A 13,130-nucleotide genomic window follows, 5' to 3' on the forward strand; every position below is an offset into this window, starting at 1 on the left:
GGGCGTCGCGGCACGGGCGATCCTATGACGCACGCCATCGACAAGGAGAACCGCGTGTCACGCAACAGTACCGATACCCTGCAACGGCAATGGCACATGCTGCGCATGATCCCGCGCGCTCCGCGCCACATCACTGCGGGAGAGCTGTGCGAGGGGCTGGCGCAGCGTGGTATCAGGGCAGGCAAGCGCACCATCGAGCGCGACCTGCAGAATCTGCTGGGGACGTTCCCGCTGGAGTTGGACGAAACCGCGCGTCCCTTCCTCTGGAGCTGGCACAAGGACGCCAACTTCGACTTCATGCCGCGCCTGAGCGTACCGCAGGGCATGGCCCTGCTTCTGGCGCAGCAACACCTGAAAACGTTGCTTCCCGCTGCCACACAGCGTGAACTGCAGCCTCTGTTCCAGATGGCACGCAGGGAGTTGGCGGCAGGTGTCTGGAAGGATTGGCATCAGCGCACCGCAGTGCAGCCCTCGGTGAAGACCCTTCTGGCCCCTCAACTGGACGCCGAAGTGCTGGATGATGTGCATGAGGCGTTGGCACTGCGCCGCCAACTATCAGTGATCTACCGCTCCAAGGGCGCGCGCGAGGGCCGACGCGCGTTGATCCATCCGCTGGGTCTGATCATTCGTGGACAGGTGCACTACCTGGCCTGCACCTTCGATGGCTACCAGGACATCCGCCAGCTGGCGCTGCACCGCCTTTCAGAAACTCAGGTGCAGGCTGCCGCCTGCGTAGTGCCGCAGGATTTCGACTTCGCCGTGTACGCCGATAGGGCGGGGCGCTACGAAGACCAGGGCACAGTGCGGCTGATGGCCCGTTTCACGAGCGCTGCTGCAGAGCACCTGCGCGAAACCCCGTTGTCTGCAGACCAAGTCTTGCACGAGCTGGCTGATGGAGCGCAGGTGGACGTGGTGGCGACGGTATCGCTGGACCAGCCGCTGCGCTGGTGGCTGCGCGGTTTTGGCAGCCAGGTGGAGGTGCTGGAGCCAGCGTCGCTGCGGGCGGAGATGCAGGCTGATGTGCAGCTGCTGGCTGCTACATACGCGAACCCGGCGCTGCCAGCGGCACGTTCGTTCAGCAGCATCGCGAAATGCGGTCAATTCACTGGGTTAATGAAAGGAAGAATGATGGCAGGAAGTGATTGGGGGTTGCTCGGACCGGACCGGGTACCCAGCAACCGGCGCACCCGCACGCTCGGGCTGGGCCGGGCGGTGCGCCGTTTCAACGAACTGGCCGTTCCGGGCCTGGGCGGACTCTGGTATGGACGTCAGGCGCTGTACACCGTCTTGGCAATGGCTGTGGCCAAGCGGCTCAGGACGTGGAACATCCGTCGGTCGCATATCGAGGTCGCAAATGCCATCGAGGCGGTGGCCTGTACCATCGGCTATCGTCACAACGGATGGAGCCCGGACTGGCGGATGCGTGGCCGCAACAAGCTTTCCCACGATGTGGGGGCCCCCTCGTTCAAGCAGGCATGCCGGTCCAGCTATTACGTATCGCAGCCGATGCGCATGTCCACCGCGCAGGCACTGCCGTCGCTCGGCTTGGCGTCGGCCCCCAGCGTTCGGTTCAACGCGTTTGAGTGCAGCGAAGAGGCGGATGTATTCCTCGGCTCCAGCATTGGCCACCTTTTGGTGGGCAAGAACAGCCTGGTCGACCACCTGTGCTACTGGGTCATGGGCAGCCCACTCAGTTGGAAGAGCCACGGCGTCGTTGCGGCGCTGAATCCCTTGGAAGGATTGGATGAGGATGCCCGGCACTGGTTGCGGCATGCGCTCCTGAAGGGGGCGACCCTCACGGAGCAACAATGCCAGCGGCGGAAGGCCGCATGGGACTGGATGGCTTGCCTGCACGCCGAGCCGGGCAGCGTCGCGTCGTTGGACGACGTGCAGGGACCAGCCCAGCTGGACGCCGCGCACTGGCACGACCTGCGTGCGGGTACGAAGCTTGTCGACGTCCGCAATGCCGCAGTGGCGGTGCTGGACAGTGTCGAAGTCGAACTGGACGCGCGGCAGCGCCGTTCCCTGCAGTTGGATGGGACACTGCCACTCCCGGTGCATCAGGCATTGCAGGCATTGGTCGTGCACGCGCAGAGCTTCCTCGCGCTCAACCACTACGACGAGGATGCCAACCGATTCTGTAGCGAGTGCGTGGGCAACGAGGCCGACGTGCTGCGCGCGCTGTTGCGACGTGATGATCAGGTGCTCTGCCTGGTTGACGACTGCGCGCGCCCCGGACCGGCCTATAGCGGCCGTCCACCTGTGGTGGAGAAAGGTGAGCAAGGCGCGGATGAGGAGGTTGCCGAGACGGGGCGCAATGGCCTGCCGCTTCCGGCGGGCATCTCCTATCGCGTGGAGAACCTGTACCTGCTGTACCTGGATCTTGCCGGCGAACTGGGCGTGGCGATCACGACCCGGAACACTGCGCCGGAGGTGACAGCATGAGTGGTAACGCTGCACCCCGTCCTTCCTTGTTGAAGCATTTCGAGGCTCCTGCCGACCATGCTGGCGAGTTCGGCTGGATCTGCGGCTTCTCTGCCGACGCCAGTTTCCTCAACGAGGCTGCGCATCGCTTCACCGGGCAGAGCAAGTCGCAACGCGAGGCCGGTGGAGAAGTACGCCTGGCGCTCATGCTGGACCCACGCCAGCCCGCACTGCTGCCGACGGCCGTACCCGGGCTGGCACATCTGCCGCTGAGAAACGAGAGCCGGAGCCCCATTCCATTCCGTCTCCTGCACGCGAAGGTGGCCTTGCTGGGATTCCGCCACCAGAGCGAACCTGAAAAGTGGTGTGTGCGGCTGGTGGTATCCACCGGTAACTGGACGCGCCAGACCGTGGAAGACAGCCTGGACCTTTCCTGCCAGGTCGAGGTGGACAGTGCGACGTTGGGTGATGCCTTGGCCCAGGAATGCGTGGACATCATCGCCGCCCGCGATTGGCTGCAATGGCTGATCGGCCTGCACGATACCCGTCTGTTGGAAGCACCGGCACCTATGGGGGCTGGTGCAGCCGCAGCCAACCTTGCCGCCTGGCTTGCTGTCTGCACCAGGTACCAGCCGGCCCTACGTGAGCGCAGGCCCCGCTTCGTGCATAACCGCTCGCGCAGCCTGATTGAGGGTGTGCTCAATGCGGTTGAGAGGCACGACAAGCCAAAGACCACTCGATTGGCGATGGGGTCGGGATTCTTCGAATCGACAGGGCTGCCTGGCAAAAGCGGCGCGCTGCCCTGTGCCAGCGTGCCACTGCAGATCGTAAAGAAGCTCAAGGCACGAGGGCTGCTGGATAAACGCGCAGCGCTGGAACTGCACGTAAACCCTTCCGCCTGCCAGGCCATCGCGCATTCGATTGCCGAGCTCGCGCAGCATCCCGAGCATCCCATCCATGTGCATGCCGCAAAGGTGGCCGACGTCATCGGAGATGCCTACAGCGGTCGAGCGCTGCACGCCAAGTTCATGGTGGCGGCGCGGGCGGAGCGCAACGGTTCCAACTGGGCCCATGTATGGGTGTACCTGGGCTCTGGCAATCTGACGCCGGCCGGGATGATGCTACCGATGTCGCCGGACGGCGGCAACGCTGAAGCCGGGATACTGTTGTTCGAAACGAAGGCCAGTTGGGGCGCACGGTTGCGTGCGAAGCTGGCATTGGATCTGCAGGACGCGCTGCCCATCGCCGGTGACCTGCTGGTGCCAGGCGCACCAGGGGTGTCGGCCGGAGAGGCATGGCATCCACCGGCCAGCGAGTACTACGCCGCACCGGTGGCCTTCCTCCAATGGAGGGCGGCAGACGGGCTTCTGCTGCTGCCGCATCAGGATGACGATCTGGATACGCCATTCGAGGTCCTGGACGACGCATGTGTTCCCTGCAGGCGCGTGGATGGAGGCTTTGCATGGCCAGGTGGGGTGCCGCGCATGGTGCGTGTGCGCTGGGCCGGGAGTGGTGTCGTCCGTGAGGCGGTGGTTCCCGTGGTGGATGCAGATGGGCGTGTCGCCGCAACCCCTCTGAGCGATCTGGAGCTGGATCATGCGGAAAGCCAGCTGCTGGCCTTCCCGGGCATGCCTGATCCTGAAGGAGACGAAGAAGAGGAGGGTTTGGGAGATCCACTTCCGCGTGATCCGATGACGAACGGCAGGTCCCCCCGCCCTGTGTCCGATGCTGCGGTGGGCGATGACACCGCCATCCGCCAGATGATGGGGTTGCTGGAGCGCATTGCCGACCGCCAGGTACGAGTGCCAGTGACTGACTGGCCGCGTTGGTGCCAGCGGCTGCAGCAGACCCTGTGCCAGACCCGGCATAGTCCCGCAGTGGCGAAGTTCGTCGCCCTGGGGCTGGATCCACTCTCGCCGTTGCATGCAGAGCCTTTCCGCCCCGCCTTTGCTGAAGATAAGCACAGCGAACATGGGCAACGTTATGAGGCTGCCCTGCAGGTGATCTCGGACACATGGGGAGCCACGGGGTTGGCGTCGCTGGAGGGCCTGGAATGAAGCAGATGATCAGCTGGGATGAGGTTGCCGCGCAGGCCGAAGTGCTGCTCGGCGATGGCAGGTCGGATGTGGGAAGGCGGTTGGCGCTTATTGAAGGTCAGCGGGAATCCCTGCGTGCCCTGTGCACACGCCTTCGGAACAACGGCGCGATCCTTGCCGACGAGGTTGGTATGGGCAAGACACGCATCGCAGTAGCACTGGCTCATTGCGTGATTGCTGCGGGCGGACGGGTGGTCGTCGTTGCGCCGCCTGGCCTGGACGAGCAATGGCGACGCGAATTCTCGCTGGTGGGCCCGCAACCTCCGGCCCTGCTGCGCAGCTACTGGCAGTTCCTGCAGGCCTGGGACGGGTCTGGCACCGAGCGGCCCTGGCTGCAGGAGAAGCTGGTACTGGTATCGCACAGTTTCAATCGATGGGCACCGGGGAAGCTGGCTCACTATCGCTGGAGTCTGCTGCCGGCAACCCTCGCGCGCTATCGCAAGGAAGTACTTGGCAAGCGGTGGCCGAACGGCTACGGGGAATTTGAGCAGGAACTGATGGATTGCGTGTCCCGTGCAGCAGGGGCGATCATCGAAAATCTGTCGATGGCCGGCTCTGCGTCTCCCTCGGGGACGCTGCTGCATGACATCCACGAAGAGCTCCCAGCATGGAGCGAAGCTGCCAACGGTGAAAACCACGCCGCTCGAAGCGTGCTACGTCGTGCCGTGGATCAGGTGACGGGGTTGGGGCTTGGAGCCTTCGACCTTGTGATCATTGATGAGGCGCACAAGAGCCGGAACGAGCAGAGCCTGCTTTCTACGCTACTGGACGATGTTCTACTGCGCAGCGGCTCTGCACGCTGCCTTGCGATGAGCGCAACGCCGGTTGAGCTGGACGCATCGCAGTGGGAGCAGAGCCTGCACCGTATCGGTGTTGCCAAGCCGCCCGTGGATGTCATCAAGAAGTACGTGGCCAGTGTGGTTGATCTGCGCCGTTCACCACTGAATGCGGAGTACGAGCAAGCCTACCTGGCAGCAGCGGCGGCTTACCGCGATGCACTGGATCCCTATCTGCTGCGCCGGGACAAGCGCGAGGACCCTACGGTTCAGCGGTTCTCAAAGCACGCAACGCCGGCGGGGCAGGACTATCGCGAAGTCCGTCCAATCAAGGTGAGGATGGATCCGGCCACGACATCCGAGCCCTGGATGCGTGCGGTGTGTGCAGCTGAGGCGCTGTCGTTCACCTCAACGCGAGTGCTGGACAACCGCGCCAAGCGGCACCGTCTGACTGTGGGCAATGGCCACGGCATCAGTGGGTTGATCGACGCGGTAAAGGAGGAAGCCTCTCTGCAGCCGGAGATCAGTTCTTCGGCGTTGGATGATGAGACGGCGCTGGATGATGTAGTGGCATCCAGCAAGCGAATGGCTCGTACCCAGTGGTGGCACAGGGCCATGCAACGTGCCGTGCGCGAAGCCGCGCCGGGGAGTGGGGCGCCCTATACCCACCCCGCATTGCTTGCAGCGGTGGACGCCATCGAGAGCGTTGCCGTGAATGAGAAGGTGCTCGTGTTCGGCCACTACCGTGCGCCGATGAACGCCCTTCAACACCTGCTCAACGCACGGGCGATGCTGCGTGCTCTGGACGAAGGACAGGTGTGGCCGCAGAGTGGCCTCCATAGTCACGAGGACCGTGTGGCATTGCAGGTGGCGCATCGGCAGCTTTTCCACCGCGAGGCCGACCTGGAGGCGGTCGAACAGAAGCTGCAGTCTGGCTACCGTGAGCTCGAGAACAGCCGGCAGCGCTTCCGTACAGGCTTGCTGCGCAAACTGAAGGAAGGCTTCACTTCGCTGGATCCGCTGCTTGGGGCGCGCTTTACCGTGCCGTTGCAGATGCTCGAGGATGAGCACCAACCCGGCAGCGATGCCTCATCCGCAGTCGGCGCAATGGCGGTGGTGGCGCGTGCTTTGGCCGATCATCTGGAGGGTGAGGCCGAAGACCCGACATCAGTGCAGCTGGCCACTGCGTTCGTTGAGCTTATGCAGGCGGCTGCCAACCTGGATCCGTTGACCGATGATGCTGACGGCAGCGTTGACGATGCATGCCGCGGCGAGAACACGTGGAGCGAAACACTTGAGCGGTTCAGGGAGGATTACTCGTATCGGCAAGGCGGGTTCGCGCGCCAACTGAATGGCGACACTGCACCGGGCACCCGCCGTTTGCTGCAGCTGGCGTTCAATCGCGCCAATGCGAATCCCAAGGTGTTGATCGCCCAGTCGCAGGTGGGGCGTGAGGGGCTCAACCTGCATCTGGCGTGCCGCACCGTGGTATTGCTGCATCTGGAATGGAACCCGGCCGTGGTGGAGCAGCAGATCGGACGGGTGGATCGGATGGGCAGCCTGTGGCAGCAGTTGCTGGAAAGAGCGATTGAACGTCCCGAGGGTGCCGATTCGATGCCGCGCATCCAGGTGCGTCCGGTGGTGTTTGAAGGCACCTATGACGAGCGGCAGTGGAGAGTGCTCCAGTATCGCTGGCAGACGCTGCGATCACAGTTGCATGGCGAGATTCTGCCGGAGTGCGACCCTGAAGATGTACTCGGTGCACAGTTGCGCGAACGTGTTGCAGCGGCCGCGCCATGCTTCTCTCCAACCCGGCGACGCAGGTAGTTTGTGGGGGGGGCGTGCCATGGCGGCGCGCCCCACTTTCTCGTGCTGCCAATGTCGAGAACCCGTACATCGTTGGAGCGCAAGACCTTCGGCGTGGCGCTGGATGCGGCCAACAAGAGCATCTATACCGGCACTCACCCCGCGCTTGCCGCGCGCACCTGGATGTCCAGCTGTGCTCGCTCATCCTGCAGTTGCTGCTCCTGCTGATTGGCCAATGCGCGCTGCTGCGCCTCCCTGCTGACCGAATCGAACTGCAGCAGTGATTCCTCCACAGGCGCCTGCGCCGCTTCTGCCGTTGGCATGGAGGCGCGCAGATGGGCGGGGTCGTTCGCCTCGCCCTGCACCACGAAGAGGGTGTGGCCGGCGGGATGCGTTGCCGTGGCGTTGCTTACGAGCACATGATCAACGTGGGATAGATCATTGTCCTTGGCTAGAACCAGCAGGCTTGCCGTCATCCTCTCGCTCGTGGCATCGAAGCTTCGGCCGTGCTGGGCATCCAGCTCCGCTACGCCCTCGCGGATCTGCTGATAGAGCGGGTGATCGGGATGTCCGGGCCGCATTGGATTGCTTTCCGTCAGAGCGGCCGACGGCGGCGCTACATGCTCAGGGAGGTCGAGCTCCTCATCTGAAGGGGAAGAGGGCGGCGCTGCCTGACGGGTAGCGTCTCCGCCAACGTCAGCCGTTCTGGGGCCTGTAGGTTCCGGCTCCGGATCGTCCTGGGCCGGTAGCGGCGGAACTGGGAGATCCAACGGGGCTTCCTGCGCGGTCCTTGGGGCCTGCTCGCTCTCAGAAGGTTGCGGCAGTGGCTGCTCTGCTTTGTCTTGAGCTGTAGCGACGGCTGGCTGCACCGGCAGTGCATCCGCAAGCTTCTGCGGCTCAGCACCGCCCTGAAGCGTGGGATCCTCAGCCTTGTGCTCCTGCATGTGAACTGGCTGGGTTGAGCCTGCACCGGCCGCAGTACCTACGACCGAGGCATTCCGCGCTTCACGGGCCTCCTCCACAGTCGGTTCATGCTGCGAGGCACTTTGAGGGCCCACTGCTGGTGCAGTCGGTGCCGGCTCCTCCTTCCGAGCGTTCTGCCGGGCGGCATCCTCCGCCTGCTCACTCTCACGCGAGGGACGCGTGCGCTCTGGCTCAACAATCGACGCCGAGGGTGCGGCGATGACGGGAGCGGGCGCCGGAGTGGGCTCGCGAGCGGGTTCAACGGCAGCACTGGTTGCCGCACCTCGTTGCAGGTCACGGTTGACCTTCAGTGCCTCACCCGGGTCAACCTGCACCCCTCGCGCCTCCAGCACGGCCGCAGACGCTGCCTGCTGCGCATCCACCGCCGCACTGCCTTGACGATTGGCCTCCTGCAGCGCTTGCCGGTGTGCGTCCTGCTCCTTTGCAGTCAACGCAGCAATGCGTAGCTCGGGCACGTCGGGTGTCGTCGCCTGATCTGCAGGCGCAGCGCCTTGGGCAGCCAGTGAACCCTCAGGCCGAAACTGCGACTGAGCCCGCGTAATGTCCTCAATGGTGGTGGTGCCGGTGAGCACCATCCGGTTTCCGCCGGCGTCACCGAACGTGGCGATGGCACTTTCTGCGCTGGGCGCGTGGGTACGGGGGTCTGGCATCAGTTCCAGAACCACGTCGCCTGTTCTGCCCTGCAGATTCAGCGTCTGCTCCACCGCGACGGCTGTAGCTGCAAGCTGCTGCTCGGTGCGCTCGATGCCATGGCGCGCGTAGAGCGCATCCACCTGGCCGCGAATACCCTCGTGTGCAACCTGTGCGGTCTCCTTGAGCTGCCTGGCGATGTCGTGCAGCCCGGCGATACCGTCATTCTGGCTTTGCCAGGTGATCTCCAGCTCGTCGCTCAGGTTCCGGTTGGCGGCGCTGTCAAAGATCACACCCTTGCTGACCCATTGGCCGTCCGCCTGCCGTGTATAGGCATTGCCATCACTCGCCTTCAACGTGTCGGCGCTGGCTTGCGCGTCCTGAATGGCACGGGGAATGGATGGATTGTTCGCGTCGCCGAAGTCGCTCCAACGTCCTTGCTCGTGAGCAACCATGTAGCGCGCAGCCATCGCGGCTTTGGTGTTTGACGCGTTCTGGGCGATGACCGTGCGCGACTGTTCATCCAGAGCCTGCGCCTGCTCCGCCGAGACTGGCAGGTGGCGGCTGTTGGGCACTCGGCCATCCACCATTTCCTTGATTTCAAGTTCCCATTGTCCCGAGCTGGCATCGCGTACAAAGGCGCGATCGGTCTCGAAGGCGCCTCGTGCCGGCTCGGCCAAGCCATTGGCGTTCAGCCGGTAGGGGTTCTGTGGGGGTGGCGGATTCGACAAGCCCAACTCATACGAGGCCCGGGCCGCCTGCCAGTTCAACTGGCGCTCCAATGTGCCGGTGGCAACATAGCTGGTGCGGAAGGTGACGTCGTCACCCTGTGCCGTCTGCACCGGGCGGACTTCGACGCCGGTGCCCAGGTCGGTGCTCTGGACCTGCTGCTGTTCGCCGGCTCGCAGCCAGCGCCCATTGGGGTCAGCGGCGTCGCGCGTCCAAGTGCGACCCATCGGGTCAACTTGGGAGTAGACGCGTTCAATGTCTTTCTGCTCGGCCCAGCGTTCGCCGAGATACGCACCGAGGACACCGCCACCGATACCCGTTGCAATGGCGCCGGGCCCCGTCCACGAGCCCGAAGCGAGGCCGACACCAGCGCCGCCAAGAAAGCCACCCACTGCGCCGCCGACGTTGCGGCCCACGAAGTGTGCGGCGGTGGAATCTGCGCCTGCGGCATTGCCTTGCGAGTTCAGCTCAATCCACTTGTGCCCGGAGGTGGCGAAGTCGTGCGCAAGCAGTGCGACGCCCGCAACGCCGGCAACCTTGATGGCGGGGTTGATTCCGGCGTGCATGCCATGCGGTGCAACGTCGGCCACTGCTTCGGCAACCGTCGCCGCATGGGGAGGGCCGCGTGGAGCTCCTGGCTGCAGGGGCGCGTGCGATGGTGGATCGGGCAGATCAGCGAACAGACGTGGCCCCGTGCCCAGGTCGGCATGCGCGGCGACCCAGTTGGCGCGCGTGGTCGACATCTCGCTCAGGTTCAACGCGCTGTAGTCGTGCAGCGGTCGTTCGAAGAGTGTCTTGCTGACAGCGTCATAGCCGTCGATGGGCTTGAGATGCAGGCGCACCTGCGCGACGTCGACGGGGTGCGCGCTGTTGGTGGTGGCATGCTGCGCGAGGCTGCGCTCAAGCGCCTGGTACTCGGCGGCGGACTGGCTTGCGAAGGCCAGCGGCTCAGGCCCGAAGGCACTTATGGGATAGCCGTTGATGCGGACGGTGGGGTGGTCGAGGGCGGTGGCTAGTTCGAACCTACTGAAACCGCGATCGGGAGGCGCCCCATCCACGAAAGCGATCAGTGGCTTGCCCGTAGCAATGGCGTTCTCGAAGAACTTTGGGCTGCCGGCGTTCCACATTATGTCTTGGAGCGCACCCACATAGTTCTTGTCGAAGGGAACGATCCCCTTTGACTCCATCACGCTTCTGAGGCCAGCTTCCATCGACTGGAGATCGGGGATGTGAGCTGGATTCTTGGCTAGCTGATCGACGAACTTTCCCCATGGGGTATCGCCAATTATTCCCGACTTTCCGTTGATATCCTTTGAGTACACCTCTGCATTGGTGTAGTTGGATATTTTTGCGGTGTCCTTGCCCGAGAACGCGAGGTAATCCATCCCATCCGGAAGTCGCGGAGGGTGGGCCTGCATGTTGCCGGTTACATACTGTTCGAAGCTGACGCTGGTGGTTGGACCCGATCCCGGTGATTTCAGATAGGTGATGACATCGGAAATCTGCTGCGCAGTCAGGGCTTCTCCACTCCCGGTCTGGGTTGCGCCGCCGAGTGTGGTCTTCACAAAATCATCGAAGATGAATTTGCTCATGGCTTAGACCTCAGGCGCCGAATGCGGGGACTTCAACGCTGGCCAGCACGATGGATCCGTCGGCCAACGTGACGACGTCTGCGGGTGCCGGAATCTGCGATTCCATCAGTGCCTGCGGACTGGTCACCGCGAGATAGCGTAGGGATTCATCGTTGTCAGTTCGGCCTGCGAATGAAAGTACGAAGCCTTGTGCGAGCCCTTTGAGATAGGTGAAGTCGTCATCGGCGTTAACCAACGTCTGCTTGTATGCCAGCATGGCGTGGATGACCTGAGCATGCTTGAGGTCAAAGACGAAGCAGTGGACGGAGCGTCCTTCGTCCTGCGTAGTTTCATCCCACCCATCGAATCCAACTCCACCTACACGCGACTCTCCGCGATAGATGGCGAACTGGTACTCGGTCCCGTGCCGACCGTCTGCCAGAACAGTCGGTCCAATTCTTGGGCGAGGGATCTCCGTTTCACTGATCGGATCGAGCGAGGAGTAAGGCTTGGCCTGGAATTGGAAGGGCATCTTAGTTCCTGCGTTTAGTGGGGCGGCTGCTGCTAGTGACCGATTGAGTGGATCGGTCGGCGTCCGCAAGAATAGGGAGGGCATCCGTAGCCAGAACAGCCCGGTCGCCTTTGATGCCGCGCGACGTCGGGCCGATGACCTTGCCAGCGATAGATCCATCACGGGATTCAAAGGCCCGCAGCATGTCGGATCGCTGCTTGAGGCGAGGGCGTGGGCCTTGCGCGTCTGCTTGGCTGATGGTTGGTTTCGAGCCAATCGCGACAGCGGGCCGAGCCTGAAAGCACGGCCCGCGTAATCGTTCATACAAGGGCAACAGTGTCGGCAGCCTCACGATGAGGTCCATGAGCAAATCCATTGCTTCACATGCGCCAACTATACGGCCCACTCCCGCCTTACTCCATACAACGATACATGGGCACCGCCGGAATGCACGCTGGTTCACACATTCAGCATGCCAGTCGTGGCCCCAACTTTGTCCTCCACCTACCCCCCATCCCACCTATGCCATCATCCGGCCAGGACCGCAGCACCCATCAAGGCTGAACAGGCATGGAGCAGGCAACACGCTACACCGCAACGCTGTACCTGGCCGCGCCCGGCACCCCGCTGAAAAGTGGAGGCATCTCGCCGCGCGGCCATATGTACCTTCAGGTGGCCGCGGGCGACGAGACCCACAGCTACGGCTTCGCGCCACCGCGCCACGCGCCGGGCGAAGCCCGCACCGGCGTGCAGTACGCGCAGGTGCGCCACGATGATGCCGACGAACATCTGGACCCGTACTACAGCCGCACCCTGGAAATCTCCGAGGAGCATTACGGCTGCCTGCGTGATTTCGCCGAGGAGCCGGCGGAGTTCGAATTCGACGCGGATCGCCCGGCCACCATCAACCGCTGCAGCGATTTCGTCTGGGCGGCGCTGCGCTACGCCGGCCTGCATCCGCTGCCGGCGCCGCTGGATGGCGGCAGCAACCTGGGCGAGTTCGCGGTGCTGTTCAACCTGCCGGAAATCCAGTGCGTTGCCGCGCCGTTCCCGGGCAGCGATCTGAATGCCGAAACCCACCACGCGATGCCCGAGCGCGAGGCCGAGCATCATCGCCAGGGCGACCGTGCCAGCGATGAGCCGCCGCCGACGCCGATTGAAGTGGCCGGCACGCTGCTGGACCCTTCGCATCCGGACCATCGCCTGTTCTCGCAGCTGATCCAGAAAGTGGCCGAGCTGGACGCTGCGCATGGCCGCCCTTTCGATGCGACCAGCCAGCGCATCAGCGCCAGCCTGCTGGTGCTGGCCAAGCAGAACAATCTCTCGCGCGTGGACCACGTGCTGCTCAGCAGGCCGACCCAAAGCAGCCATGCGGCGGAGAGCATCTTCATCGTGCAGGGGGACCGCAACGACCCGGGGCACCGCCGCGCCAGCATCGCCACCGAGGTGGCGGCCAAGACCGATGTGGCCGATTCGCTGCGGTTGAAGGAGCAGTAATCCGCGCGCCTGCCATACGCGCACCGGCGCACGCCACGCCCCCCACCTGCTACCATTCCCCCGCAAGCCCAGCCAGCCCACCCCGCGCAGACAGATGCGGGGCGCG

The 13,130-nt window shown here is 63.9% G+C and carries 6 protein-coding genes; 4 read left to right on the forward strand and 2 right to left on the reverse strand.

Going from position 1 to position 13,130, the window contains the following annotated elements; translation table 11 throughout:
- Nucleotides 1–24 precede the first annotated feature (24 nt).
- The 3 genes from AC5P8Z_RS18890 to AC5P8Z_RS18900 are packed head-to-tail and all read left to right on the forward strand — an operon-like array spanning nucleotide 25 to nucleotide 7,123.
- Nucleotides 25–2,445, forward strand: a complete 2,421-nt coding sequence (locus tag AC5P8Z_RS18890) for a helix-turn-helix transcriptional regulator (protein WP_495229745.1) — start codon at nucleotides 25–27, stop codon at nucleotides 2,443–2,445.
- A complete protein-coding gene (locus tag AC5P8Z_RS18895; protein ID WP_495229746.1) occupies nucleotides 2,442–4,481 on the forward strand; it encodes a hypothetical protein in 2,040 nt (679 codons plus the stop codon). The genes AC5P8Z_RS18890 and AC5P8Z_RS18895 overlap by 4 nt, the downstream gene beginning before the upstream one ends.
- Complete coding sequence (locus AC5P8Z_RS18900) at nucleotides 4,478–7,123, forward strand: DEAD/DEAH box helicase (protein ID WP_495229747.1); 2,646 nt, start codon at nucleotides 4,478–4,480, stop codon at nucleotides 7,121–7,123. The genes AC5P8Z_RS18895 and AC5P8Z_RS18900 overlap by 4 nt, the downstream gene beginning before the upstream one ends.
- 134 nt (nucleotides 7,124–7,257) lie before the next feature.
- Here AC5P8Z_RS18900 and AC5P8Z_RS18905 read toward each other — a convergent pair whose 3' ends face one another.
- Together AC5P8Z_RS18905 and AC5P8Z_RS18910 are read right to left on the reverse strand one after the other, a co-directional pair.
- On the reverse strand, nucleotides 7,258–11,037 hold the full coding sequence (locus AC5P8Z_RS18905; protein ID WP_495229748.1) for an XVIPCD domain-containing protein: 3,780 nt from the start codon (nucleotides 11,035–11,037) through the stop codon (nucleotides 7,258–7,260).
- A 10-nt stretch (nucleotides 11,038–11,047) separates the two neighbouring features.
- Nucleotides 11,048–11,548, reverse strand: a complete 501-nt coding sequence (locus AC5P8Z_RS18910; RefSeq protein ID WP_495229749.1) for a hypothetical protein — start codon at nucleotides 11,546–11,548, stop codon at nucleotides 11,048–11,050.
- Nucleotides 11,549–12,097: 549 nt separating this feature from the next.
- Here AC5P8Z_RS18910 and AC5P8Z_RS18915 point away from each other — a divergent pair.
- Nucleotides 12,098–13,024, forward strand: a complete 927-nt coding sequence (locus AC5P8Z_RS18915) for an XVIPCD domain-containing protein (RefSeq protein WP_495229750.1) — start codon at nucleotides 12,098–12,100, stop codon at nucleotides 13,022–13,024.
- The last annotated feature ends 106 nt before the right edge of the window (nucleotides 13,025–13,130 follow it).

This window comes from Stenotrophomonas sp. YJH_SMC_17 (assembly GCF_059371655.1).

Coding starts and splice junctions, on each gene's coding strand:
- AC5P8Z_RS18905 (WP_495229748.1), bottom strand. CDS start 11,037: ATGAGCAAATTCATCTTCGATGATTTTGTGAAGACCACACTCGGCGGC.
- AC5P8Z_RS18910 (WP_495229749.1), bottom strand. CDS start 11,548: ATGCCCTTCCAATTCCAGGCCAAGCCTTACTCCTCGCTCGATCCGATC.
- AC5P8Z_RS18890 (WP_495229745.1), top strand. CDS start 25: ATGACGCACGCCATCGACAAGGAGAACCGCGTGTCACGCAACAGTACC.
- AC5P8Z_RS18900 (WP_495229747.1), top strand. CDS start 4,478: ATGAAGCAGATGATCAGCTGGGATGAGGTTGCCGCGCAGGCCGAAGTG.
- AC5P8Z_RS18915 (WP_495229750.1), top strand. CDS start 12,098: ATGGAGCAGGCAACACGCTACACCGCAACGCTGTACCTGGCCGCGCCC.
- AC5P8Z_RS18895 (WP_495229746.1), top strand. CDS start 2,442: ATGAGTGGTAACGCTGCACCCCGTCCTTCCTTGTTGAAGCATTTCGAG.